This is a genomic window from Ruminococcus albus 7 = DSM 20455 (genome assembly GCF_000179635.2).
GTDB classification, from domain to species: Bacteria; Bacillota; Clostridia; order Oscillospirales; family Ruminococcaceae; genus Hominimerdicola; species Hominimerdicola alba.
Genome location: NC_014833.1, coordinates 123,200 through 147,275 on the forward strand (window position 1 = coordinate 123,200; position 24,076 = coordinate 147,275).

The window sequence follows — 24,076 nt, forward strand, 5'->3', positions numbered from 1 at the left end:
TGTGTTTGTACGGACTTTTTTTGTCTTAACGAACTTAAAACAGGAGGATATGATATGTCAAAAGCAAGCTCTATCGGAAAAGCTGTTGCTACTTTACTGATCATCGGCGGAGTAGGCTTCGGCGGCTGGAAGCTGTACAAGAATTACGCCGGTCCTGAGGCTAACAGCAGCGATAAGGTATACGTTCAGAAGGTGGCAAACGTAAACACCGTCACGGGTGCGGATCTGTTTGCAAACAGCTTCCCGGGCGTTATCGTTTCGCAGAAATCAGTGGATGTAAAATACGACAGCACCAAGACCATAAAGGATATACTCGTTGCCGAGGGCGACAAGGTCAACAAAGGTGACAAGCTGTTAACTTACGATACCGATGCTATCAAGATCGAGATCGACACTGCCAAGCTGGATGTAGAAAGGGCTCAGAACGAGATCGACACCAACAACCTTCAGATAAAGCAGTACGAGGAAGAAAAGAAAAAAGCCAGCGAAGATCAGGTAGTATCCTATACAAACCAGATACTTCAGCTGCAGAGCGACAATGCCAGAAAGGAATACGATATAAAGGCGAAGAACGTGGAGATCAAAAAGCTTGAAAGCTCCATGAAGAACGCCTATGTTGTAGCACCTATAACCGGTACTGTAAAGGAGCTGAAAGATCCGTCATCAGGCATGAATGATGAATACGACTACCGCTACGGAGAATCGGACGGAGATGCTATAATGAAGCTGACCGCCGAGGGTGACTACCGTGTTAAGGGTGTATTCAACGAGCAGAACAGCAGTTCCATATACAATGGTGCCGAGGTGATACTCCGCAGCAGGATAGATGACACCTGTACAGAAGGTGTTGTCAATGAGATAGACACATCACCTCAGAAAAACAATGATGATATGTACGGCTACCGCATGGACGAAGATGAGCAATCAACTTCATCGAAGTATGCTTTCTATGTTGAGCCCGAATCACTTGAAGGCTTCAGGCTCGGACAGCACATCCTCATAGACACCGACAACGGCAGCGATGTGGAAAAGACAGGTATATGGCTGTATGCGAACTTCATACTCAAAGAGGGCGACAAATCCTACGTATGGGCAAAAAAAGGTGACAAGGATGTTATCGAGAAGCGCTACGTAAAGATAGGCAAGGAAGATACTGACTACGGTGACTGCGAGATCCTCGAAGGACTGTCACCTGATGATTACATAGCATACCCTGCTGACTATATCAAGGCAGGTCTGAAGACGACTACTAATTCATCCGACAAGGACATACCCGAAAACGAGCTTGACAAGTCAGGCATGATGGAAGACGGTATGATGGATGAAGGAATGATGGACGAAGGTATGATGGATGAGGGCGACATGGGTACGTCCGATAACTTTGTATCAAACGAAGACGGAAGCTATTCAATGACAGATGAGGACGGCAATTTCATAGAGGGTGCTGCTGACGGTTCAACAAAAATAACTTCACCTGACGGCGGTGTTATTGAAATGGATGCTGATGGCAACTTCATCCGCGGAAATATCGACGATGAAGGCAACTTCACATTTGACTATGACGGTGAAGCAGCTGACGGCGGTGATGCACCTGCTGACGTAAATGACGGCAAGGCAAAGGCTGATACTACCGAGAGCGAGGAACCCGATGTTACCTTTGAGGAGCTCTACGGCATCTCCGAAGCTGAATTCAATGCCATGTCCACCGACGAGAAGGACGAGTTCCTTAAAAAGCATTACAGCTGAGAAAGGCGGACAATATGGTATTTGAACTGAACAATATATTCAAGGACTATATGCAGGGCAAAGAACCTGTCCCCGTACTGAAGGACATCTCACTGAGTGTTGATGACGGCGAGTATGTTGCTATAATGGGACCTTCGGGCTCGGGTAAATCCACACTGATGAACATAATCGGATGCCTTGACAAGCAGACAAAGGGCAGTTTCATATTCGATGGTTCGGATATAATGAAATGCAGCGACAAGCAGCTTTCGGATATACGCAATACCAAAATAGGATTCGTTTTCCAGAACTTCAATCTTCTGCCAAGACAGTCGGCTCTGGAAAACGTGGAGCTGCCCCTGCTGTATGCGGGCTTTTCAAGAAAGAAACGCCGTGAGATGGCAAAGGAAGCCCTTCGCAGAGTAGGACTTGAGGACAGGATGAACTTCAATCCCACTCAGCTTTCCGGCGGACAGAAGCAGAGAGTAGCAATAGCAAGAGCAATAGTGAACAAGCCGAAGCTTCTGCTGGCTGACGAGCCTACGGGCGCACTGGACACAAAGTCGGGCGATGATGTAATGGAGCTTTTTGAGGAGCTCAACGGCGACGGCGTGACCATAGTAATGATAACCCACGAACCCGAGATAGCTGAGCACGCAAAGCGTGTGATGTACATACGTGACGGTGAGCTGCACAGCGGTGCATTCAACAGCCGCATAAAGAAAGAGGAGGAGCAGAGCGAATGAAAAAACTTATAATACTTCTTCTCTGCGTAGCAGTACTTGGCGGCGGCGGATATTTCGGCATCAAAAAATACAAGGACAGCAAGCAGGAGAAAGTCATCGTAGACGTAGTACCTGTAAACCTGATGATGCTGCCGAGCGATTATTTCGATTACTACTTTGACGATATTGACGGTGAGATAGTAGCATCGAACACGCAGAGAGTGTACATAGACACGGAAAAACTTGTAAAGAAAGTATACGTCGAGGAAGGACAGAGCGTCAAAAAAGGCGATGCGATACTTGAATACGATATGACTGTAGTTGAGCTGGAGCTTGCACAGAAAGAGAATGCCGTAAAGATAGTTGAGCAGGATATTAAAATGGCAAAGAAGGAGCTTGAAAAGATAAAGACCTACAAGCCCTCCGAGGACGCACCTCAGCCGCCCGAGCCTGATTATCCCGACTTCCCTGATGATATGCCCGATGACAGCATACCTGACGACAGCATACCCGATGATATTGATCCCGATATCCCCGACGGTCCCCCCGCACAGCTCATAACTGATGTGGTCAAGCCTGCATTCACACCGGCAGAGGGCGTAGGAACAATGGAGATGCCTTATATCATCAACTGCACTCAGGAAGCTGAGATATCCAAGGAATTCATGATAAGAATGGCAAGCGAGAAGAAGTACGCGGAGATATGCGTATACGACGAAGCATTCAGATACCTGTTCAAGTGGATAATCGTACCCGCAGAGAAGACCGCCCCCGAAGAGCTTGTAAGCTGGAAGGTATGTGACGGCATAACCATTGACGAGGACGGCAACCCCTCGATAGATACCGATGTCAAGCACTACGGCAAACTGAGCTTCACTCACCCGACTACCAAAGAGAAGAACGAGGATTCTTCAATGCCCGAGGACGAAAATACCGAGCCTGAGATCCCGGAGGAGCCGGAGGAATACTTTGAGGACTATGAGCCTGCCGAAAACTACATCGACCCCGACAGCAACGATTATATCTATTCCCGCGAGGATATCAAGGGTATGATATCCGACAAGGAGGACGAGATAAAACAGCTGGAACTTGATCTCAAGGGCGCGAAATTCGAGCTGAGCACAGCAAAGAAGCGCAAGATAGACGGCAAGCTGTATGCTGAAATGGACGGCATAGTAAAGAAGATAGGCAAGGCTTCCGGTGAAGAGAGCGATGAAGAAGAACCTGTCGAGGAAGACGAAGAAGATATCTACGAAGAGCCATCGGCTGATGACCGTGCATTCGCTGTTATACAGGGCGAAGGCGGCTCAGAGGTGATATTCGATGTGACCGAGCTGAATCTGCTGAACATACAGATCGGTGATCCCATGACACTGACATCATGGGATACAGGCAACGAAGGCAAGGCCGAGGTAACAAAGATAGACAATGAACCTGTAAGCTACAATAGCCACAGCTGGGGCGAAAATCCCAACAATTCAACTTACAGGGTACACGCCAAGTTGACTGAGGGTGAAGAAAACTTCTCACTGGATGACTGGATACAGGTACGACCCGACAAGAAAAATACCGACACCAATAAGTCTTCTGATTCGATATACCTGCCGATACACTATGTAAGGCAGGAGGGCGGCGACTATTACATAATGAAAGCCGATGAAGACGGCAGACTGAAAAAGCAGTATGTGAAAGTCGGACAGATAATGTACGGGTATATCATCGAGATAAAGGGCGGACTGAGTTACAAAGACAAGATATGTTTCCCATTCGGCAAAGACGTCAAGGAGGGTGCCAAGACCCGCGAAACTACCGAGATACTCCAGCCCGAGAACATGGACATATTCTGAGGAGGTAAGCTATGATAGAAAATGTTAGGCTCTCCCTTCAGGGAATAGTGAGCCATAAGATACGTTCTTTCCTTACGATGCTGGGCATAATCATTGGTATTGCGGCTATAATCGCCATAGTATCCACCATTGAAGGAACTAACGAACAGATAAAGAACAACCTTATCGGTGCAGGCAACAACACCGTTAAGATATCACTGATGGAGGGTGATTCGGAAACAGATTTCAGCTGGACACCCGTACCCGATAACATAAGAGTGATATCGGAGGACAGCAAAAAGAGGATAGTCGATCTGAGCGAGGTAGAAAGCTGTACTCTTTACCGTCAGAGAGATACTCTCGACAATCTGTTCTACCTGAACAAGAAGATAGAATCCTCGATAATATACGGTATCGATGAGGACTACTTTTCCGCAATGGGATATGAGATAGCAGAGGGCATAGGCTTTTCTGACAAGCAGTACAACGACTTCTCAAAGGTAGCCATAATAGACACCAGTATGCAGAGAGGCCTATTTGAGGGCGAGAACCCGATAGGAAAGATACTCGACATCAACGGTGAGCCTTTCAGGATAATAGGCGTTGCCTGCAAGCGCACAGGTTTTGAGCCTGTTATAAACAGCGTTGAAGATTATTTCACCTACAACAGTTCGTCGAGCGGACTGATATTCATACCTACCAATGACTGGGGCATACTTTTCCACTATGACGAGCCGCAGAACTGTGTGGTGCGTGCAAAGGACACCGACAGTATGACAGGCGCAGGCAAAAAGACAGCGGATATACTCAATGAGAATATTCAAAAGGCGAGCGTTGACACAGAGCAGCAGCCTGAGGAGGGTATGGCAAATACCCTTGAATACAAGAGCGAAAGTCTGCTGGAACAGGCTAAGAAGCTTCAGGATCTTTCAAAGTCCACAAACCAGATGCTTATATGGATAGCAGGTATATCGCTGCTTGTAGGCGGTATCGGTGTTATGAATATAATGCTGGTATCCGTTACAGAGCGTACCCGTGAGATAGGACTTAAAAAAGCACTCGGTGCAAGAAAGACACGTATACTTGCGCAGTTCCTGACTGAGGCATCTGTACTGACCACCATAGGCGGTATACTCGGTGTACTGATAGGAATAGGCTTATCAGAGGTCATAGCTAATATCGCTGAGGTGCCTGTATCGATATCCACCCCTGCGATAATAGTATCTGTAGCATTCTCCATGGTAGTAGGTATAGTCTTCGGACTTATCCCCAGTATCAAGGCTGCAAACCTCAATCCTATAGATGCACTTCGCTACGAGTGATATTTACACTGTACAAGAAAAATCTGCTATACATCAAAAAGGCGGAGAGCCATGTGCTCTCCGCCTTTATCGTTTTATTATTCGGCTTCTTCCTCAACGGGTACATAGGAATCGTTGAACATAAGGAGCTCCCAGTAAGTCTCGCCGTCAGCCTCATACTTCGCCAGTGAAAGATACTTCATATCGGGATCGAGCATGACCGCCCTGTGCTTTTCGGAGCTTATCCAGCTGTCAAAGACCTCTTTTGCATCAGCGCCGCCCTTTGCGATGTTCTCGCCGCTGCGCCACCATACCATGCCTTCACTGCTCAGTACAGTATTATACGAACTTTCCTTCTCATCTGGTCTGGTATGGCTGAAATTCTCAGCCAGCTCCTTCGCCCTTATATCCGCTGCCTTATCGAGCTCATCAAGGCCGTACACATAAGGCATATCGTACTGCTTTCTTACCTCATTGACATAGCTTAGCATCTCACCGGTAAGGGAGCTGATATCATTATTCTCATCAGCTGCAGAGCCGTAATCTATAGGGGGACGCATAGGCTCAAGCCCTATCTTGTCGATATCCACCTTTACATCGGGATCAACATGGTCATCGGTATAACCGTAGGGAACAAGCTCCCTGCCGTTGATATAGAGTACGTTCTCCCATGTGGTAGTCAGAAGATCGTCACCCAGTCTGTAAACATTATAGAACCAGCCGTCATTAACACCCTCAGTATAAAAGCCCTCATCATCAGCCTTGATCTTTATCTTTGAACCCGTATTCTCTTTGAGTTCAAAGGTCTTGACGATCTTGCCGTTACTGTCCTTGATCCTGTATTTGCCCTTCTCGGTACACTCTATAACATGATCCTTATTTATCCTGTAGGACGAAAAAGAAGTTGCTTTATACTCAACAGGGCTGCTGTCAATATACAGCTTGCCGTCCTTGAGCTCTATCATATGGTTTTCGTATACAAATCCTGCTGCGGGCTGATCATCCCTTGTAAGAACCAGCTTGCCGTCCTCTTTTGAGAATTTCACCTCAGCACCGCTGTCATCCTGAACGGCAATACCCTTGACAGTATCTCCGTTCTCCATAAACGAATAACCTCCGTCAGGTGATGCGAATATCACATTTCCGCCAAAGTCAACAGACTCACAGCTGAGCTCAGGTATCTCTGCAGCAAGAATGACTTTCTCTCTGCCGCTTTTGTCTGTCTTTTCAGATCCGCCGCCCTTAGCATTACTGCTTGCCGCAGCACTGCTGTCAGCTTTCTTCCTGATCTCATTGTCATTACCGCCCTTTTTATCGGCAATAACAATACCCACACCAAGTGCTGCAACTGCAGCAAGGCACACGATGTTTTTTACGTTTGCAGCTTTCTTTAAATTCATATTTTATCCTTCTGTCTTTCTGTATTTTTACACAAATTAAATTGTTATCTCACATTAATTAATTATACCGCACCGCAGAAGTTTTGTCAAGTATTTTATCACTGCCGAAACACAGGGCGCATACCAAAATACACCCGTGGCGTAAGTACTGCCTTTTTTCGTCTTTACATTTTTATTGTGATGTGATATAATACATTTATGGTGGATGTCGTATATTAATATAGTACCCTTAAATGTATTTGGCGGCATTCCTGAAAGGAGAGATCTCATGTACGAAGAATTTGCGGCATGGCTGGATGAAAAGCTTGAGAACGGACTGCCAGATGAAGCGGCAGCTGCTAATTTCAATATATACGAGGAAGAGAACAACGGCTGGTCTGTACAGCTGGTGGCATCCGACAGATTTGATGCACAGGACGATGAATGGGCTTGTTTTGAAGTATATTCATCGCAGGAAGACCTGTATTACTGGGAAAAGGAATACAGCTGGGAAGAAGCACACGAAGATGTCCGTGAACTGATATCCGCTTATCTTGAAAATGGCAGATACTCGGATATGCTGAAAAACTACCGCGCTGTTGGTTTCGGCTTTGTTGACGGCGATCTTGAACTTGCCTACGTAAGGGAGTGATATCATGACCGATCTTGATATTGTAATGCTGGTGTGTCTTGCAGGCGCCGCCGCAGCTCTCTTGGTTATTGATATCAGGTTGATAAAGGCTTTGAGAGCCGCAAAGGATAAAGTCATACTGCCTGAGATATGGGATTTTGTATTTATGGTGCTTTTCGCTGCGGGCACAAGCTGTTGTTATGCGGTAGATAATATGTCACCGGTGGTATACGTGCTTGCGCTTATAGTCACAGTGCTGTATCTGCCGTGTGCGTTCACCGTCGTAACTCCCGTGGGCATTATCGTCCCCGAGATAAAAAAGGACTGTCTACGACCTGCCGAAAAATACAGCTACGATTATACACAGTGCAAGGTCATCAAAGAGGTCCTCAACATCTACTACAACAACGGCAGACCGTTTAAACTTTATATCGGCATAAAAAGCACCAAGCTTATAACTATGCTGAACGACAACTATGAAAAGCACGGATACGAAAATCCCATGCTGAGAGGTGGATAAAATGGATATAACTAAACTGCTCATAATGGCAGACGATACAGACAAAAGCTTTGACGGACTTTTCAGCGGGGCAGGGCATATCGTGGGTATAGTGTTGATGGTCACAGGACTGTTGCTGTTGTATATAGCCTTCAAGGTCGCTAAGGGATACAGCTTCATGCCTACCTTCGGCACTGAAACTATTATTGAAGAGGATACATACGTTGAGGGGACTGCCAGGACGGTGGAAAAGTCAGTCACAGCCATACCTGACCCTAACGGAGGCAGCGACAAGGAGTTTGTCGAGTGGAAGATAGTATATACCGTAAACGGCGAGGAGTATGCACAACAGATACCGGATGACGGATATTCCGAGGGTGACGATATCAAAATAAAGTACGATCCGAAGAAACCGTCGGATTATTATCTTGATGACGGAGATGCTCCCGATGAGCCCGATGACAGTGCTTCGGATGACGGCAAAAGCAAAACTGCGGGTATCATACTCGCCGTACTTGGCGTGCTGGTCATGCTTGGCGGTGCGGCACTTTTCAGATCATGATCATAAGGAGAGGACAGCGATATGCTGCCCTCTTTTTTTGTAAAAAATCGTCATAGATTTCTGTGCAAATTGTTACAATTATGACAGCCTTGATACCGTTTTTTTACCGGCGTAAAATATGTAAAAATCCCCTCACGAATGGTCGGAAATCCCCGAATTTTTCGGCTTTTTTTGTTGATTTGGATTGTTAAAACATATAATCAAGGAAATAGAATGGATATTTTTGAGGCAATTTTATTGTGCATTGTTGCTGAAAATTAAGCTAAAATTAAGCTGTAAAGTGTTTACAAAATGGAAAACCATTGTAACCTTCTTGTAATCATTCGCGAAATGTGTTATCATAGTCATCGTGAACAAAAGACAGAGATAAATCACACAGACAGATCAGAAAGGATATTGATATGACTAAACTCAAGATCGCAGCCGTAGTAGTATGCATGATAGCCACAGGAGCTTTCGCAGGATTTACATATCAGGCAGTAAGCAACGGCAGCGCTGATGAAGATGTAACTGTAAGATCATTCACCGAGGTAACTACTGATGATGAGGACACCACTGATGATGAGACCACATCCGATGAAACTGTTACCGATGATGAAACTGCTTCCAAGGAAGTTACCGCTGAGGAGGATACTCTCGCAGTGACCACAGCAGTTACAGCAAAGAAGACTGAGAAGGTCACAAAGAAGAAAGCCGAGAAGTCTGAAGCAAAGAATACTTTAAAGAAGACTACAATAAAGATCTCAGATGAGGATCTGAAAAAGGCAGCTCCTGCACCTGCAGTTACTGCAGCTCCCGTTGTTGAGGAGGTACCTGTTACCGAGGCGTATACCGAGGCACCCGTATATGAGGAGCCTGTGTATACCGAGAGTGAGCCTGTTTATGAAGAGCCTGCTGAGGAGACCGCAGAGGTTACCGAGGCTGCACCTGTTGAGGAAACTGCTCCCGCTGAGGAGCCTGCACCCGAAGAACAGCAGGACAACGGCAGAAAGGTACAGGTGACTGATGAAGAGTATATATGGCTCTGCAACGTTGTAGGCCATGAGTACGGCTCTGACTGGATAGCCATAGAAGAAAAGGCTAAGGTCGTTGAGGCTGTTATGAACCGTGTTAAGGATCCCCGTTTCCCTAATTCTATATGGGGCGTTCTCACTCAGCCTTATCAGTTCTCAGGTCTTGAATGGACACTTTATCTGGGTACATTTTCCTATCAGGTAACACCCAGTGTAAAGGCAGCGGTTGACCTTTACCTCGAACACCCCGAGCAGTTTAACCACGGTTATAACTCTTTCTGGGGCGATGGCAGCATGAACCATTTCTATTCCATTTGATCACATAATAAATAGTAAACGGAGGAAGCGCAGCGCTTCCTCCGTTTTTATCGTTCTATTTACCGGGGGCAGTCTCTGTCACCCTGTCTATAACTATCGTCAGCAGATTGCATATAAGTATTGCAAACAGCAGTCCTTGCGGTATATCGGTAAAGAACCTGAATACGCAGGTCAGAAAACCTGCAGCTATACCGAATATTATTTTGCCGATATTGGTCGAGGGGGTAGTCACTGTATCGCAGCAAAGGAAGAATGCCGCAAGCACAGTACCGCCTGCAAGTATCTGGTATAATCCGTCCTTTCCTGCTATTGCCGAGAACAGGTATATCGTTCCCAGGAAAGCAGCAGGCTCATACAGGGATATCACTCTCATGGATACCAGATAGAAAGCACCTGTCAGCAGTGCTATTACAGATACCTCGCCCAGACCGCCGCATACTCTGCCGAGGAACATATCTCCGTAGGAATCTACGCCCGACATCAGCGATAACTCGCCGTAGCTTGGCATATCAGCTGAATTGACATCAGGTTCATAGTATATGAAGCTGGAACGGAATATGAACCAGCATACCAGTCTGCTTGCAACAGCGGGGTTGAATATGTTTTTGCCAAGTCCTCCGAACAGATGCTTGAATACCACTATCGCTATAAAGGTGCCTATGGCAGCTTGCCAGAAGGGGAATCCCGTGGGCAGCATATAGGCGAATATCATACCCGTAACTGCAGCCGAAAGATCATTTATGCTGTTCTTGCGCTTCAGTATCAGGCATATGATGAATTCCCACAGCAGCGAAGTTAGTATGCAGAAGCCTGTAAGCAGCAGTGCCGAGCCTCCGAATAGTATTCCCGAGAGTATCAGCGAGGGCAGCAGTCCTACCATCACATGGGTCATTATCTTTGATACCGAAGTATCCTCTTTTATATATGGTGCAGAAAACTGTTTCAGTTCTGCGATCTCAGGTCTGAAATCTGTCACTGCTCCTCACCGCCCTTCCTGTCAATGATCTCTGCTGCTTCGCGTATTACTTTTGTCAGCTCACGTTTTGCAGGACATACATAAGTGCAGGCACCGCATTTTATACAAAGATCGGGGCGCAGTCTTTCAAGTGCGGCCTTGTTCCTTCTTTTAAGTGCTTTTTCTATTCTCATAGGCATGAGCTTTGCAGGACAGGCGTGCGCACATCTGCCGCATTTTATACAGTTTGTCTTCTGCTGAGGGTCATTAAGACTTCCCTTGCCCGGTGCCAGAGGTTTCATGAATATCAGCACAGCACTGTCCTCTGCTCCCAGTGGAAGCTCAGTGTCAGTAACTGATCTGCCTGTCATAAGACCGCCGATTATCAGCTTTTCAGCAGGCTTTGTGTTAGCATCCGCATAATCCAGCAGCGCTGAAAGAGGTGTGCCTATGGGTGCTTTCAATATACATGGTGTTTTTACCAGATCGCCGTCCACTGTAACTCTTCTTTCGATAAAGGGCATACCCGTTTCAAAGTACGATGCTATGAATGCCACGTCTGACGGCAGCAGCACCAGGACCTTTTTGTCTGCCGCTGTTTCTTTGGGCTTGATGCTGCGACCTGTGATATTGTTCACCAGCATCAGGTCAGAGCCGCCGGGATGATCGCACCTCAATTTTGTGACTAGGGTGTTGGGGGCTTTTGCTGCGACCTTTTCCATGGCAGCAAGTGCCTCGCTGCAGTCTGAAGCTACAGCTATGTATGTTGTATTAATGCCAAGCAGCTTGCCCGTCAGCGCTATACCCGCAGTGATGAGTTCGCTGTCATCCAGCATACATCTGTTTTCAGCCGTCAGATACTGTTCGCTTTCTATGCCGTTTACTATCAGTATATCAGCGTTCGCAGCTCTTGCTATCTTTCTTCCTGCAGGGCTTCCCGATGCCTTTAGCGCTTCGATGAAGCTTTCTCTGCTGTCTGCACGCGGAGTTTTAACCGCTGCATCCTTCTGCGCCTCGTCAGCTTTGATCACAACGGTTTCAAAACTGTTCCCGGAGCATTCCATAGTCTTGATCTCTTCGACCTTTCCCGAAACAGAAGCGTGTACAGGGATCTCGCAGTCACATATCCTGTTGCCGCGAAGTACCCACTGCCCCGTTTTTACCGATGCGCTGCACCCTTTCGGCAGCGGCACGTATACCCTTTCGGGGGTCGGCAGTGCGAGAGTCAGACTTTTTGCGGTGTTTTTTTCTCTGTCGAGAAAAATACCTCTGATCTTCAAATTACCACTCCTTTAGTATAGAATTGATTTGCAGTTGTAGACAATGCACATATCTCGTGCGCGAGCATTGTACAAACAACTGTTTTTATTTTTAACCCGGACTTATTCCTGCAAGAGTTGAACAAAAACGTACAACTTTTGCAGTTTTTTCACTGTATATAGGAAGGCATAAACTATTCCGGCGGCCTTCAGTCGCCGTTTATATATCGACCCCTGTGCGCACGATGGCAGGGGTGAATACACTTTATGGCATGGGTAACGGTTGTTACCCATGTGATGATATATGCAATTTCCGAAAATTGATTTCCGTGAATTGTCTTTATGCGGCTTTACTTTTGTTTGAATATATGCTATAATATCTGTGTGTCTATTCGGCGTTGTCTATGAGCTTGGCATTTTTGGTGTTTTTCAGCATATATTCGCATTCAGCGATGAAAGCTCTCAGCTCCGGATTCTTTTCGGGCGGTATCTCGAAATTGTTCGCCTTTACTTCGCGGCTGTGCTGTATAAAAGCAGATATGCCGTCAGGTGCTGCGTTCATTATCCTGTTCACACCGCTCATCGCATCGTCAAAATCTATGGAGAACAGCTTTTCACTGTTCTTGGGATTTTCACGGTATATGGTCCTGAATATGATGTATATCACCAGTTTCAGACAATTGCTTGTGCCTGTCAGCAGTTTATCGCTGCTGCCGTTGCCGACGAGCAGAGTCAGAAGTTCAAGGGATATATCCGCGCTGCCTCCCGATGGGAAGTCGCTAAGATTGTAGTCCTTCTCCTCACTTCCGAATATCATTTCGTAGGGTACCTTGTAGTACCTTATAAGTGAGATTATCTGCGCTGTGCATATACTTTTTCTGCCGCGCTCGACCAGCGAAAGAAAGGACTGCGACATACCTGTTGCCTGAGCAGCCTGCTTCTGTGTTATTCCCATGAGCAGACGTGCACCTCTGAGTCTTTCGCCCACCTGCTGAAGATATTGCTGAGTTTTGTCAGCTTTCATACCAGAACCAACTCCCGTAAACGTTAAAAGACAAAGTGTGCTGCTGTAAGATCTTTTGGAATAAAAATGATTTCGTTTCCGATCTCAGCCGTATTTATATTATACAACAATTTCCTATGTTTGTAAAGTGATAATAAATAATTAATTTAAGGAGAGTTTCCATGAAGGGTTATAGGATAGCATTTATACGTCATGGCATTACAGAAGCCAATGAGGACGGAAGATATATCGGTACTACCGATCTGCCGCTCAGTAATGCGGGCGCACAGGAGCTTTTTGACAAGCTTGAGAAACTGGATTACCCGAATCCGCAGAAGGTGTATGTATCCCCTCTGAAACGCTGCAAGCAGACTGCGGGCATAATATACCCAAACTGCTATACTGTTGAACTTCCCGAACTTCGTGAGATGGATTTTGGCAAGTTTGAAAACAAAAAGGCAGAGGATCTTATGGATACCCCTGAGTATAAACAGTACATCAAGGGCGGACTTGATAATCCTCCTCCCGGAGGAGAGTCGGCGAGGGATATGGTCAACCGCTGTTATGAAGCAATAAAGATCATCATATCCGATATGATGTATGAGGGACTTACCTCTGCTGCGGTAGTGACACACGGCGGTATAATAATGAATATGCTCAGCTGTTTCGGTGTACCCAAGCGCCGCCCTATGGACTATGCCTGTGATTTCGGTGAGGGCTTTGAGGTAATGGTAACTGCTTCCATGTGGCAGAGGTCTGAGGCGTTCGAGGTGCTGGGAAGATATCCCGACCGCGACCCTGATGAAAGCTTCGGAAGCTTCTACGATGAAGAGGAAGGCGATTAAATTGCAGACTGCAGATGTTTTGGATGTAGGAAACGACATCGTCGATGTACCCGAAGTAAGCGCGGATACCTACCGTCCGATGAGCGGTGAGGATATCAGGCGTGTTGCAAAACAGAGGATAGCCAGATGCAGCGGCGACAGCGTTTCGCTGATGGTGTTCCAGTTTGCAGTGATAGCGCTGATACTTCTGGGTGAAACGACACTGTATCTTTCGCTGCGGAGCGTAGGGTATACATGGCTTTACAGTGCTGAAGAGCTTCTTGAAGGCAGGGTGATGACCTGGGTGTTCTGGGTCAGCAAAACGCTGTTTGAGTTTTCACTGGCATCGCCGTTTTTCGGTATGGTGAGAAGGCTTTATCTGGATATTGCCATGGGCAGCGATATCATGGAAACGCGAGGCTATGCTTCTGCCCATTCCGTTAAGTTTTACAGCAGCTCGTTTTATGCAGCGTTCATCCAGCTGGTGATAAAGGTCACTGTGATAACTCCCGCTATGCTTACGGCATACACTGCTTACTACTGGGTACAGGAGATAAGGCTGAGTGAGCTGAATTCATGTGCGCTCATCGCGCTGATGGCATCGCTGAGTATGACGGCGGTTTGGCTGTTCTTGGCGTTGAGGTATTACATCTCAATGGCGCTGACACCATATATTATGGCTCCTAATCCGCGCTGTAATGTGTTTGATGCCTGTGATCTTTCGGTAAGGCTGATGGAAGGCAGGCACGGACGGTATCTGACGTTCATAGCGTACTATATAAAATTTTTACCGCTGCTGCTGCTGGTGTATCCGTATTTTGCGGTGTATCCCTATTTCAGGGTGAGCTATGCACTGTTTATGCGTGAATTGCTGGGTGACAGAAATCAGGATAAGCTGCCGGGTATGATAAAGAGATGGAAGAAATATATGTAAGGACCCTGACCGTCACGCTGGAAGAAGACGGACGGTCGGTCAAGGATATACTGCGTGCGCGGGGTTTCTCGCGCCGCCTGCTGACCAAGCTGAAACTATCGGACGGTATATGTCTTGACGGGGCTAAGATAAGGGTGACAGCACCGGCATATGAAGGTCAGAAAATAACTGTCACTGAACCCGGGCAAACTGCGCCCGAACCGAATCCGCTGCTGGATGTCCCTGTGCTTTATGAGGACGGGGACGTTATAGTTTTTGATAAGCCTGCGGATATGCCTGTACACGAATCAATAAACCACCGCGGAGATACGCTGGCGAACTTTTTTGCCTGTCGCTGTAAAGGACTTACTTTCCGCACTGTGAACCGCCTTGACAGAGATACTGCAGGATGCGTATGCGTGGCAAAAACTCGTTATGCCGCAAATGCGCTGGCAGGCAGCATAAGCAAGGTTTACTGCGGACTTATACCTCTCACAAAACTAAGCGGAGGACGGGTGTGTGCACCTATCGCCAGGGAGAGAGAATCTGTTATACTGCGCTGTGTGCGTGCGGACGGTAAGTACTCGGCTACCTGCTGGCAGGTGATCGAAAGGCGTAAAGACAGTGTGCTCTGCAGATTTCTGCTTGAAACCGGGCGCACTCATCAGATACGTGTGCACATGGCACATATAGGTCTGCCGCTGATAGGTGATGAGATGTATGGCGGTGATACTTCAAACAGGAAAGGGCAGGCGCTAATGTGCAGTGAGGTGAGCTTCATATCGCCCGAAAGCGGTAAGAGGATAACAGTGTTTTCTGAAAGGAAACTGTGATGATATGAGAGCGTACATCGGAAGTTAAGGAGGAAATATATGGTACCCATATTTCTTTGCGGCTTTATGGGCTGCGGAAAAAGCACTGTCGGAAAGATACTGGCAGGAAGGCTGAAATGCAAGTGCGTTGATCTCGACGACTATATAGAAGAAAGGGAGGGTATTACCATACCCGATATATTCGCACAGAAGGGCGAGACTTATTTCAGGGAGAAAGAAACCGAAGCACTTGCGGCTTTCGGTGATATGGGCGGAGTGGTAGCCACTGGCGGCGGCGCTTTGCTTTCTGATAAAAACGGTGAGACTGCTATGGGCGCAGGCATGGTGGTATTTATAGATACTGATTTTGACACCTGCTATGACCGCATAAAGGATGACCCTCACCGTCCTATAGCTGCAAGTTCGACCCGTGAACAGCTGCTGGCGCGTTTTGAGGACAGAAAGCCGAAATATCAGGCGCATTCGCACTTTGTGGTATCGGGTGGATATCCGCCGCTTGTTATAGCAGTGAAGATAGAGCGTATGTATAAAAAATTCATCAGGGAGAACGGTAAAAATGGATAAACGTCTGCTGACCTGTGTATCGCTTTGCAGGGGCAGGGTCATAGCTGATATCGGTACAGACCACGGATATCTGCCTTGCTATATGGCTGCTGAGGGTCTTTGCGATAAAGCCTATGCCTGTGATGTAGCTGAGAAGCCTCTTGAAAGTGCAGCGGCACATATATCACAGAACGGGCTTGAAGACAAGGTGACACCAATACTTTCCTGCGGACTTGAAAAAGTGCCTGCGGAAGGGCTTACGGATATAGTCATAGCGGGTATGGGCGGTGAACTGATAGCGAGGATACTGGAGGACTGCCGGTGGCTGAAAACTGCTGAACCTGCGTTGAATCTGGTGCTTCAGCCCATGACGAAATGGGATACATTAAGGCGCTGGCTTTATGAGAATGGCTTTGAGGTAAGAGGAGAAAAGCCCTGTACGAGCGGGCGCTTTGTATACTCGGTAATGCAGGCGGTGTACACAGGGGAAAAGCCTGGTTATCCATGTGACCTGAGATACCTTTTCTGCGGCAGAGTTACTGCGGATGATGACGACGGAAGAGAATATCTGCTGAGGCAGGCGGTGCGTCTTGAAGCCTGTGCAAGGGGTAAGCTGTCATCCGGGGAAGCAGATGCTGCAAAGGAGATGCAGGCACTTGCGGAGGATATTAAGGAACAGTGCGAAAAAAATTGCTTATAAAAAATTTATAATTTCCTCTTGACAATACTGCTATGTAGTGGTATAATATAAAGGCTGCACGGATAATGGTGCAGAAACGAGACGTAACTCAGTTTGGTAGAGTGCTTGCTTTGGGAGCAAGATGCCGCAGGTTCGAATCCTGTCGTCTCGATTTGAGCGATTTTGAAGAAATGTGAACAATTTGAAAACATTCAAAAAAGCGCTTGACATTCAAAAAGATCTGTGGTATAATAATTAAGTCGTCAGGAGAGAGACGACACCACGGAATACCGCTAATGATGATTAGCTGGTGTAGCTCAGTTGGTAGAGCAGCTGATTTGTAATCAGCAGGTCGGGGGTTCAAGTCCGTCCACCAGCTCCAGTTATATTCATTCGGGAAATATTCCGGGTGAATAAATGGGAGAATTCCCGAGCGGCCAAAGGGGGCAGACTGTAAATCTGTTGCTTTCAGCTTCGATGGTTCGAATCCATCTTCTCCCACCAGAAACGCCTTGCAGGTAACTGCAGGGCGTTTGTTTTTTTATATGGCAAGTATAAATATTCAAGCCCCTGAGCATTTGACACTCGGGGGCTTTGTGTTCTGTATCAGCTTATGAGCCAGTTGAGTATGCTGAAATCGGGATTGGTATCGCCGTTGATGGATTCTACGGTGACAGTATGTTCAGCGATGGAATCAGAGGAGAATATCTCATCTGCCTTGGGATAACTGCCCCAGCCGCCGGGGAAGTCGCCGTCTATGATGACAGCATCGTTGTCATCGACCTTTACAGATACCTTGCCGAAAGTGCCGTTGATATTCTTCATATAGAGCATACCAAGGTTTTTGCACTTTATTTTAAAAGTTATCTTGCCACCTGACTTGGTTGCCCAGCCGCCGCTGAAATTTCCGGACTGCGCGGTCTCGGTGAATGTGCCTGCATCGGTGACTTCCACTATATCGGGAGTATCGGAAGAACCGAGAACAGCACCTGCGAATTTATCGTCTGTGGGTGAAGGCACAGCTGCAGGGTCAAAGGGAGTGACTTCCTTGTTCTCACTGTCCAGACCGTTCTTTACCTGCTCCAGCAGATTGATAACGCACTGTGCCATGATCTTATGACCTGCATCGTTAGGGTGCACGTTATCATTGGATGTATCCTTCCATTGGAAATTTCCTGCATCAATCTCGGGGATGATAGCATCGTGGTAGGATATCATGGGTATATCATAGGTCTTTGCAACGTTGAGATGTGATGCCTGTGGAGATCCGCCGCCCTCGGTTGAGGGTTCGATGAGTATGACAGCGGGCTGGTTTTCCAGAGAGAGACAGTACCTTACAAGGCTGTCCATTGAGGATTGATAGAGGAGATTGTCCTGGTCATTGATGAATTCGATGAATATGATATCGGATTCGGGCGGGATATCTCTTGAAGCCCTGTGTACAGCGAGGTAGGAATCAGTAGCGCCTATACCTGCGTTTGTTCCAAGCACGTAAAAGCTGAGGTTTTCCTCCCACCATGCGGTGATCAGGTTGGTATACTGCTTGGAAGATCCTGTGGAGCCTGAACCTGCGGTAATGGAATCTCCCATGTAGCAGATGTTGGTCACGGCTTTTGGATCGTCAATGGTACGCTGGAGCTTTGCTGCCAGCCTTGAGGTATCTCCGTGATTGAGTATGGCTCTGCCCAGCATATTTTCTGTGGCACCCTGTGTGAAGTCATAAGCGCCTTCGTTTACGGGGTATTGTGCAAGAAGCTGAGCGGAGGGGTCGTCCTCCGGGACTGGCTCGGTATCATCTGCCGATGTGTCTTTGCTGTCGGCAGTATCGGTCTTTGCGGTGGTATCCGCCTTTGAACTCTCATCAGATGAAGAGCCGCTGCAGCCTGCAAGAGCTGCTGCACAGATGGTAAGTGCAAGTATCGGTGCAAGTATTTTTTTCATACTAACACTCCTTTCATAATATAATATCCTTTCATGCCTTAACGGCAGTACCCTTTTGTAATTGCATTATAACACACGGGAGATAAAATGGCAAGGTATTTCCCATGATATCCGAAAATTTTCAGTATGTGAGATCTTTGTATAAGCTGAGAAAAATTCTGCTGTAATTTTTGCGGTGTTGGAATAAATTTTCAGATACGGGCGTATCATTTATGGCTGGACAGTGCTTTGCTGAGGAAAATGTGTTGAAAATTGTGTGAAACCGTTGACAGTTAATGAATTTTCTGATATAATTTTTATCAGGTGTTGATTTAAAAAAAGTTACGGATATCCCATTGATACACTATAATTTTAAGCCGATATATCATTATCGTTCCTAAAAAGGCTGTTTATCGCGGTGTGTCAGGGGTGAACGCAATAAAAGATCATGATCACAGGATACTGGAGGTATATATATGTGTGGTATAGTTGGATTTACCGGCGATCATCAGGCGGCTCCCGTTTTGCTTGACGGTCTTTCAAAACTTGAATACAGAGGTTACGATTCGGCGGGCATAGCTGTTCGCGACGGAGATAAGGATACTGAGATAATCAAGGAAAAGGGCAAGCTGGAAGTACTTATAAATATGACTGACGACGGCAAGGCTGTCAAGGGCTGCTGCGGTATCGGTCATACCAGATGGGCTACCCATGGTGAGCCTTCTGCGCTGAATGCTCATCCTCATGCTACTGATGATGAGAACGTTATAGCGGTACACAACGGTATAATCGAGAATTATCAGGAGCTTCGCGGCAAGCTGATAAAGGCAGGCTATACCTTCAAGTCACAGACAGATACCGAGGTAGCAGTAAAGCTTATAGACTATTACTACCGCAAGTACGGCGAGGGTCCTGTGGATTCCATCGCGAGGGCTATGATACGTATACGCGGAAGCTACGCGCTTTGCGTTATGTTCAGGGAATATCCCGGTGAGATATATACTGCCCGTAAGGACAGCCCTATGATAATAGGTATTGCAGATGGCGAGACCTATGTTGCTTCTGACGTTCCTGCCATACTCAAATATACAAGGAATGTTTACTACATAGGCAATCAGGAGATAGCAAAGCTTGAAAAGGGCGCAGTTACCTTCTACAATATCGAGCGTGAGGAGATAACCAAGGAGCTCACTGAGATAAAGTGGAACGCTGAGGCAGCTGAAAAGGGCGGCTATGAGCACTTCATGCTGAAGGAGATACATGAGCAGCCCAAGGTAATAAAGGATACCATAAATTCAGTTGTAAAGGACGGAGATATCGTACTTTCCGAGTTCGGTCTTACCGATGAGGAAGTACAGGCGCTCTCGCAGATATACATCGTTGCCTGCGGTTCTGCTTACCACGTAGGTGTTGCGGCTCAGTATGTTATCGAGGAACTTACTTCTATCCCTGTGAGAGTTGAGCTTGCCAGCGAATTCAGGTACAGAAAAACTCCGCTGAACAAGAACAGTCTTGTTATAATAATCAGCCAGTCCGGTGAAACTGCCGACAGCCGTGCGGCTTTGACCCTTGCAAAGGAAAAGGGCATAAAGACTCTGGGTATAGTCAACGTGGTAGGCTCTAATATCGCGAGAGAGGCTGACAGCGTGTTCTATACACTGGCAGGCCCCGAGATATCTGTTGCTACTACAAAGGCATACAGCACTCAGCTTATAGCTTCGTACCTGCTGGCTATGCAGTTTGCAAAGGTACGCGGTGAGATATCCGACGAAAGATTTGCTGAGCTTCTTGAAGAACTTCAGACAATTCCCGAAAAGGTAGCTAAGATACTTGAAGACAAGGAAAGGATACAGTGGTTCGCTTCTAAGTTTGCAAACATCAAGGATGCATTCTTCATCGGCAGAGGTATCGACTATGCGGTGAGCCTTGAAGGTTCGCTGAAGATGAAGGAGATAAGCTATATCCATTCGGAGGCGTACGCTGCAGGTGAACTGAAGCATGGTCCTATCAGCCTTATAGAGGACGGTACACTTGTTATAAGCGTACTGACACAGCAGGCGCTGTTTGAGAAGACAGTATCCAACATGGTGGAGTGCAAGGCAAGAGGTGCTTACATCATGGGTCTGACTTCCTACGGCAATTACAGCGTTGAGGACACTGCGGACTTCACCGCATACGTTCCCAAGACCGACCCGCTCTTCGCCGCAAGTCTTGCGGTAGTTCCTCTCCAGCTGCTCGGATATTATATCTCGGTAGCTAAGGGTCTTGATGTTGACAAGCCCAGAAACTTGGCTAAGAGCGTTACAGTTGAATAATATTTTCGGCGGACAGATACACATTCTGTCCGCCGTTTTTATGCCCCGCGGAGCAGTCCCAGTTCGGTGCAGATGATGGTTTATCTTGCGTACTGCGGGTTCTGCTGGGGAAAACCTTTCTGAAGAAAGGTTATTCCCCAGACCCCTTTCCAAAGACTTCTATTTCTTTTTGGCAGGGGGCAGCTATTATTATATAGTGAAGTAAGTGACCGTACTAGGTGTACTTTATAAAGATGTCTGCCCCCTGCCAAAAAGAGTTAAAAGTTTTCGGGGAGGAGTTTGAGGAGGACCCTTTTTCAAAAGGGTCTTCCTCAATAAAGCTCGCAGTCTGTAAGATAAACCATCATCTGTATCAATCCGAGACCGACCTGCGCAGGCATAAAAAATTGGAGACAGCGGGTGAGTGCTGTCTCCTGTGAATTTACCATATCCTATAATTTCCGCTGAGGGCAAGGAATGCAAAGAGATACAGGCAGTTATCGTAGTAACGTCTGTCGCCTTTGCGGAGGGGTTCGTTCCAGAAACGCTCTACCCATTCAGCGGCAAGGCGTACTGACTTATCCTCTGCATCGAGAGAAAGCTTTCCGCTTATGGCAAGTGATGCCTGTGCTGTTGTTGCAAGCAGTCCCACAGGATGTCTTGCGGGTTCGTCCAGTGGAGTACCGTCTACCTCATAGGTCATGAAAGGTGCATTTTTATTGATGATGCCGAGAGTATACTGCAAACGTCTTACAGCATCTTCAAGGCGGTCGTCCTTGCCGCCCCATGATCTGTCAAGACCGATATTGGCGGCAGTGCGGTAAGCATCGCTGTAGAACCAGTCATGTCTTTCGCTTGCCCATGGGAGAGGACGGGACATGGGAGAACCGTCAAACTCGCCGTACTCGGGATTCATGCCCGTGATATGGTGGCACGATTTTGCTATGTAATCGCGGCTTGCCTTAGCTGCCTGTGCAAAGAACTCTCTGTCCTCATCATAAGCCCACTGTGCGAAAAGCTCATAAAAATGGGGCAGATGATAGGAAGCATCAGTAAAATCAGAACCGGGCACAAAGAGTATCAGCTTGTTATCCCTGTTCCACATAGGTGCACCTGCCCTGCCGTTTTCGCCCTTGTGCAGGCAGGCGCGGAGTATCTCCTTAGCTTCGTGGGAATAGTTGAATATGCCCTCGCCGTCGCCCCATCTGTGTGAAGCGAAAAACAGTGCCATAGCGTAGAACTCTTCGCCGTCGGGTGCAGGACCCTCAGCGTTGCTTTTGCCGTCAACGCCGCATGACCACCTGAAATAGCCCTCGTTTGCGCCCTCTGTCAGGTACATATATTTCTTTGACCATTTCCATATCTTATCGAAGATATCTTTTTTATCCAGCTGGACAGCCATCATCATGCCGTAGGACATTCCCTCTGTTCTTGCATCGTGATTGCCTGTATCTTCAAAATAAGCGGTATCACCGTCCTCATGATAGAAGGTGTCATCACCGTAAAAAAATTCATTGACTATTTTTTCAAGCCTTGCGGATATTTCTTCGTTTGTCTTACCTATCTCGGCAAAGGCGTTGCGGTAGTTTTTTGTGTTCATTTTATACCTCCGTGGTTGATTTTATTAACTATGATTTTATCACGGCACGATATCAAAGTCTAATCAAAAATTGCTGATGACTTGCTGTCTTTTTAAAAAACACCCCTGCCCTGTGGGGCAGAGGTGTTTTGGTATCATAGTATGCGGTATCTTTCGGGGTGTAGCTTCAGTATCTCCAGCATATGCCCGATATTTCCCTCCCCTGCATACTTTTTCATATCGAAAAAATCTTCGGTGAGGGGCATCCATTCAAGGTCATTTTCATCGCCGCTGACTTCGGTGGGCTGACTTAGCTGACCTGCCCATACCTCCACATAACAGCCGTCCATGGGGTAATCGAAGGTCATAAGGCGTTCTAAGGTTATATCCTCGCGGGTGATGGAAGTCTCTTCAAAAAGTTCGCGGTAGGCTGCGTGTTCGCCCTCCTCGCCTTTTTCGATCTTACCGCCCACCAGATTGTACAGCCCTTTGTAGGGATCCTTACGGCGTTTGCACATCAGCCACTCGTCACCCTCGGGTGAGAGGACTATCATGCAGTTGTAGCCTTGTACCATGAGGTCACTTCCTTATATTTTTAGTCGGTATATCAATCAGTTGAAATGAACAAGATCGTAGGGATAGTATTGTTCATTTTGCAGGTCGCTGTCGTTGAGACCAAGTCTTTTGGCGACGGCGGCGGATTCAAAAGACCAGTAGCCGTTATAGCAGTATTTATTTTCCAGTTCGTGGGTGCCGTACCACGCACTGCCTTTTGAACCTTTATACCAGCCTTTCAGGTATTTGAGGAATGGTTCTCTGTCTTCGGCTTCGATGCTTTTTACCAAATTTTTGTAGGGTTTCGGGAAGGATATTTTTGATGCATCGAAGTTGTCTTTATTTCCTGTGAGGATAAACTCCAGCAGAGAGTCATAGTTATCGGCGTTTTGCAATTTGTCTTTTATGCTTTTCAGCTTATCGGCTTCAAGACCGAGAAGATATGCAAGTGAGGCATAGATGATATTGCTGTCGTAGACCGAATCGTCCCATGCTTCGCAGAAAAGTTCGACAGTGGAATCGAATTCCTGTTTGATATCATTGAGAGGGTCGCCTTTGGAATACTTGGCGATGATTATACCTATCTTTTTTTGCAGAATGTAGTCCTTTATAAATAGTATCTTATCTGCCTGATATTTTCCTTCGGAAAGACCATTTTCAAATTTTTGGATACCTTCTGACGTTTTTTGGATATACTGGTCGAAATATTCTTTGGGTTTTAATGTATCACGCATGGGGGT

The 24,076-nt window shown here is 46.9% G+C and carries 22 protein-coding genes and 3 tRNA genes; 17 read left to right on the forward strand and 8 right to left on the reverse strand.

Going from position 1 to position 24,076, the window contains the following annotated elements; genetic code table 11:
- Positions 1-54 precede the first annotated feature (54 nt).
- The 4 genes from RUMAL_RS00640 to RUMAL_RS00655 are packed head-to-tail and all read left to right on the forward strand — an operon-like array spanning position 55 to position 5,598.
- Entirely contained in the window at positions 55-1,746 is a 1,692-nt protein-coding gene (locus RUMAL_RS00640) for an efflux RND transporter periplasmic adaptor subunit (protein WP_037304200.1), read from the forward strand.
- A 14-nt stretch (positions 1,747-1,760) separates the two neighbouring features.
- Complete coding sequence (locus RUMAL_RS00645; protein WP_013496881.1) at positions 1,761-2,471, forward strand: ABC transporter ATP-binding protein; 711 nt, start codon at positions 1,761-1,763, stop codon at positions 2,469-2,471.
- Positions 2,468-4,297, forward strand: a complete 1,830-nt coding sequence (locus RUMAL_RS00650) for a biotin/lipoyl-binding protein (protein WP_013496882.1) — start codon at positions 2,468-2,470, stop codon at positions 4,295-4,297. Before RUMAL_RS00645 ends, RUMAL_RS00650 begins: the two co-directional genes overlap by 4 nt.
- 11 nt (positions 4,298-4,308) lie before the next feature.
- Positions 4,309-5,598, forward strand: a complete 1,290-nt coding sequence (locus RUMAL_RS00655; protein ID WP_013496883.1) for an ABC transporter permease — start codon at positions 4,309-4,311, stop codon at positions 5,596-5,598.
- 77 nt (positions 5,599-5,675) lie between these two features.
- On the opposite strand, the gene RUMAL_RS00660 is transcribed toward RUMAL_RS00655, so the two are convergent.
- Positions 5,676-6,977 (reverse strand): CAP domain-containing protein, encoded by a 1,302-nt coding sequence (locus tag RUMAL_RS00660; protein ID WP_013496884.1) that lies wholly within the window; start codon positions 6,975-6,977, stop codon positions 5,676-5,678.
- A gap of 268 nt (positions 6,978-7,245) precedes the next feature.
- Between RUMAL_RS00660 and RUMAL_RS00665 the strand changes: the two genes are divergently transcribed.
- From RUMAL_RS00665 to RUMAL_RS00680, 4 genes are all read left to right on the forward strand, one after another.
- The gene (locus tag RUMAL_RS00665) at positions 7,246-7,608 is read left to right on the forward strand and encodes a hypothetical protein (protein WP_013496885.1); all 363 of its coding nucleotides are present in this window, start codon (positions 7,246-7,248) and stop codon (positions 7,606-7,608) included.
- A 4-nt stretch (positions 7,609-7,612) separates the two neighbouring features.
- On the forward strand, positions 7,613-8,107 hold the full coding sequence (locus tag RUMAL_RS00670; RefSeq protein WP_013496886.1) for a hypothetical protein: 495 nt from the start codon (positions 7,613-7,615) through the stop codon (positions 8,105-8,107).
- Between the two features lies 1 nt (position 8,108).
- Positions 8,109-8,648, forward strand: coding sequence for a DUF3592 domain-containing protein (locus RUMAL_RS00675; RefSeq protein WP_013496887.1), 540 nt, complete (start codon positions 8,109-8,111; stop codon positions 8,646-8,648).
- 401 nt (positions 8,649-9,049) lie between these two features.
- Positions 9,050-9,979 (forward strand): cell wall hydrolase, encoded by a 930-nt coding sequence (locus tag RUMAL_RS00680; protein ID WP_013496888.1) that lies wholly within the window; start codon positions 9,050-9,052, stop codon positions 9,977-9,979.
- A gap of 55 nt (positions 9,980-10,034) precedes the next feature.
- Here the strand turns inward: RUMAL_RS00680 and RUMAL_RS00685 are convergent, their stop codons facing one another.
- From RUMAL_RS00685 to RUMAL_RS00695, 3 genes are all read right to left on the reverse strand, one after another.
- A complete protein-coding gene (locus tag RUMAL_RS00685; protein ID WP_013496889.1) occupies positions 10,035-10,955 on the reverse strand; it encodes an RnfABCDGE type electron transport complex subunit D in 921 nt (306 codons plus the stop codon).
- Complete coding sequence (locus tag RUMAL_RS00690) at positions 10,952-12,214, reverse strand: 4Fe-4S dicluster domain-containing protein (protein ID WP_013496890.1); 1,263 nt, start codon at positions 12,212-12,214, stop codon at positions 10,952-10,954. The genes RUMAL_RS00685 and RUMAL_RS00690 overlap by 4 nt, the downstream gene beginning before the upstream one ends.
- A gap of 367 nt (positions 12,215-12,581) precedes the next feature.
- Positions 12,582-13,217 (reverse strand): helix-turn-helix domain-containing protein, encoded by a 636-nt coding sequence (locus tag RUMAL_RS00695; protein WP_013496891.1) that lies wholly within the window; start codon positions 13,215-13,217, stop codon positions 12,582-12,584.
- 161 nt (positions 13,218-13,378) lie between these two features.
- On the opposite strand from RUMAL_RS00695, the gene RUMAL_RS00700 reads away from it, so the two are divergent.
- The 8 genes from RUMAL_RS00700 (at position 13,379) to RUMAL_RS00735 (ending at position 17,492) form a co-directional block, all read left to right on the forward strand.
- Positions 13,379-14,041, forward strand: coding sequence for a histidine phosphatase family protein (locus RUMAL_RS00700; protein WP_013496892.1), 663 nt, complete (start codon positions 13,379-13,381; stop codon positions 14,039-14,041).
- Positions 14,022-14,954 (forward strand): hypothetical protein, encoded by a 933-nt coding sequence (locus RUMAL_RS00705; RefSeq protein ID WP_013496893.1) that lies wholly within the window; start codon positions 14,022-14,024, stop codon positions 14,952-14,954. Before RUMAL_RS00700 ends, RUMAL_RS00705 begins: the two co-directional genes overlap by 20 nt.
- Positions 14,936-15,766: an RluA family pseudouridine synthase gene (locus RUMAL_RS00710; RefSeq protein ID WP_013496894.1), complete on the forward strand. Its 831-nt coding sequence runs from the start codon at positions 14,936-14,938 to the stop codon at positions 15,764-15,766. The genes RUMAL_RS00705 and RUMAL_RS00710 overlap by 19 nt, the downstream gene beginning before the upstream one ends.
- Before the next feature lie 39 nt (positions 15,767-15,805).
- The gene (locus tag RUMAL_RS00715; RefSeq protein WP_013496895.1) at positions 15,806-16,330 is read left to right on the forward strand and encodes a shikimate kinase; all 525 of its coding nucleotides are present in this window, start codon (positions 15,806-15,808) and stop codon (positions 16,328-16,330) included.
- Positions 16,323-17,009, forward strand: a complete 687-nt coding sequence (locus RUMAL_RS00720) for a tRNA (adenine(22)-N(1))-methyltransferase (protein WP_013496896.1) — start codon at positions 16,323-16,325, stop codon at positions 17,007-17,009. The genes RUMAL_RS00715 and RUMAL_RS00720 overlap by 8 nt, the downstream gene beginning before the upstream one ends.
- Positions 17,010-17,086: 77 nt before the next feature.
- Positions 17,087-17,160 (forward strand) — tRNA-Pro (locus RUMAL_RS00725).
- 134 nt (positions 17,161-17,294) lie between these two features.
- Positions 17,295-17,370: transfer RNA gene (locus RUMAL_RS00730), tRNA-Thr, on the forward strand.
- 37 nt (positions 17,371-17,407) lie between these two features.
- Positions 17,408-17,492: transfer RNA gene (locus RUMAL_RS00735), tRNA-Tyr, on the forward strand.
- Positions 17,493-17,594: 102 nt separating this feature from the next.
- Here the strand turns inward: RUMAL_RS00735 and RUMAL_RS00740 are convergent.
- Complete coding sequence (locus RUMAL_RS00740; protein WP_013496897.1) at positions 17,595-18,929, reverse strand: SGNH/GDSL hydrolase family protein; 1,335 nt, start codon at positions 18,927-18,929, stop codon at positions 17,595-17,597.
- Positions 18,930-19,384: 455 nt separating this feature from the next.
- Here RUMAL_RS00740 and glmS point away from each other — a divergent pair, with 455 nt between their 5' ends.
- Positions 19,385-21,223, forward strand: a complete 1,839-nt coding sequence (glmS, locus tag RUMAL_RS00745; protein WP_013496898.1) for a glutamine--fructose-6-phosphate transaminase (isomerizing) — start codon at positions 19,385-19,387, stop codon at positions 21,221-21,223.
- Positions 21,224-21,644: 421 nt separating this feature from the next.
- On the opposite strand, the gene RUMAL_RS00750 is transcribed toward glmS, so the two are convergent.
- From RUMAL_RS00750 to RUMAL_RS00760, 3 genes are all read right to left on the reverse strand, one after another.
- A complete protein-coding gene (locus RUMAL_RS00750; RefSeq protein ID WP_013496899.1) occupies positions 21,645-22,802 on the reverse strand; it encodes a family 8 glycosyl hydrolase in 1,158 nt (385 codons plus the stop codon).
- A 134-nt stretch (positions 22,803-22,936) separates the two neighbouring features.
- Entirely contained in the window at positions 22,937-23,356 is a 420-nt protein-coding gene (locus RUMAL_RS00755) for an NUDIX hydrolase (protein WP_013496900.1), read from the reverse strand.
- 36 nt (positions 23,357-23,392) lie between these two features.
- Positions 23,393-24,070, reverse strand: coding sequence for a PoNe immunity protein domain-containing protein (locus RUMAL_RS00760; RefSeq protein WP_013496901.1), 678 nt, complete (start codon positions 24,068-24,070; stop codon positions 23,393-23,395).
- Between the last annotated feature and the right edge of the window lie 6 nt (positions 24,071-24,076).

What these genes read in the sequence shown, in the direction of transcription:
- RUMAL_RS00710 (WP_013496894.1), top strand. Translation starts at nt 14,936, where the DNA reads ATGGAAGAAATATATGTAAGGACCCTGACCGTCACGCTGGAAGAAGAC.
- RUMAL_RS00700 (WP_013496892.1), top strand. Translation starts at nt 13,379, where the DNA reads ATGAAGGGTTATAGGATAGCATTTATACGTCATGGCATTACAGAAGCC.
- RUMAL_RS00650 (WP_013496882.1), top strand. Translation starts at nt 2,468, where the DNA reads ATGAAAAAACTTATAATACTTCTTCTCTGCGTAGCAGTACTTGGCGGC.
- RUMAL_RS00740 (WP_013496897.1), bottom strand. Translation starts at nt 18,929, where the DNA reads ATGAAAAAAATACTTGCACCGATACTTGCACTTACCATCTGTGCAGCA.
- RUMAL_RS00665 (WP_013496885.1), top strand. Translation starts at nt 7,246, where the DNA reads ATGTACGAAGAATTTGCGGCATGGCTGGATGAAAAGCTTGAGAACGGA.
- RUMAL_RS00645 (WP_013496881.1), top strand. Translation starts at nt 1,761, where the DNA reads ATGGTATTTGAACTGAACAATATATTCAAGGACTATATGCAGGGCAAA.
- RUMAL_RS00695 (WP_013496891.1), bottom strand. Translation starts at nt 13,217, where the DNA reads ATGAAAGCTGACAAAACTCAGCAATATCTTCAGCAGGTGGGCGAAAGA.
- RUMAL_RS00720 (WP_013496896.1), top strand. Translation starts at nt 16,323, where the DNA reads ATGGATAAACGTCTGCTGACCTGTGTATCGCTTTGCAGGGGCAGGGTC.
- RUMAL_RS00680 (WP_013496888.1), top strand. Translation starts at nt 9,050, where the DNA reads ATGACTAAACTCAAGATCGCAGCCGTAGTAGTATGCATGATAGCCACA.
- glmS (WP_013496898.1), top strand. Translation starts at nt 19,385, where the DNA reads ATGTGTGGTATAGTTGGATTTACCGGCGATCATCAGGCGGCTCCCGTT.
- RUMAL_RS00675 (WP_013496887.1), top strand. Translation starts at nt 8,109, where the DNA reads ATGGATATAACTAAACTGCTCATAATGGCAGACGATACAGACAAAAGC.
- RUMAL_RS00655 (WP_013496883.1), top strand. Translation starts at nt 4,309, where the DNA reads ATGATAGAAAATGTTAGGCTCTCCCTTCAGGGAATAGTGAGCCATAAG.
- RUMAL_RS00640 (WP_037304200.1), top strand. Translation starts at nt 55, where the DNA reads ATGTCAAAAGCAAGCTCTATCGGAAAAGCTGTTGCTACTTTACTGATC.
- RUMAL_RS00660 (WP_013496884.1), bottom strand. Translation starts at nt 6,977, where the DNA reads ATGAATTTAAAGAAAGCTGCAAACGTAAAAAACATCGTGTGCCTTGCT.
- RUMAL_RS00670 (WP_013496886.1), top strand. Translation starts at nt 7,613, where the DNA reads ATGACCGATCTTGATATTGTAATGCTGGTGTGTCTTGCAGGCGCCGCC.
- RUMAL_RS00705 (WP_013496893.1), top strand. Translation starts at nt 14,022, where the DNA reads ATGAAGAGGAAGGCGATTAAATTGCAGACTGCAGATGTTTTGGATGTA.
- RUMAL_RS00755 (WP_013496900.1), bottom strand. Translation starts at nt 23,356, where the DNA reads ATGGTACAAGGCTACAACTGCATGATAGTCCTCTCACCCGAGGGTGAC.
- RUMAL_RS00715 (WP_013496895.1), top strand. Translation starts at nt 15,806, where the DNA reads ATGGTACCCATATTTCTTTGCGGCTTTATGGGCTGCGGAAAAAGCACT.
- RUMAL_RS00750 (WP_013496899.1), bottom strand. Translation starts at nt 22,802, where the DNA reads ATGAACACAAAAAACTACCGCAACGCCTTTGCCGAGATAGGTAAGACA.
- RUMAL_RS00760 (WP_013496901.1), bottom strand. Translation starts at nt 24,070, where the DNA reads ATGCGTGATACATTAAAACCCAAAGAATATTTCGACCAGTATATCCAA.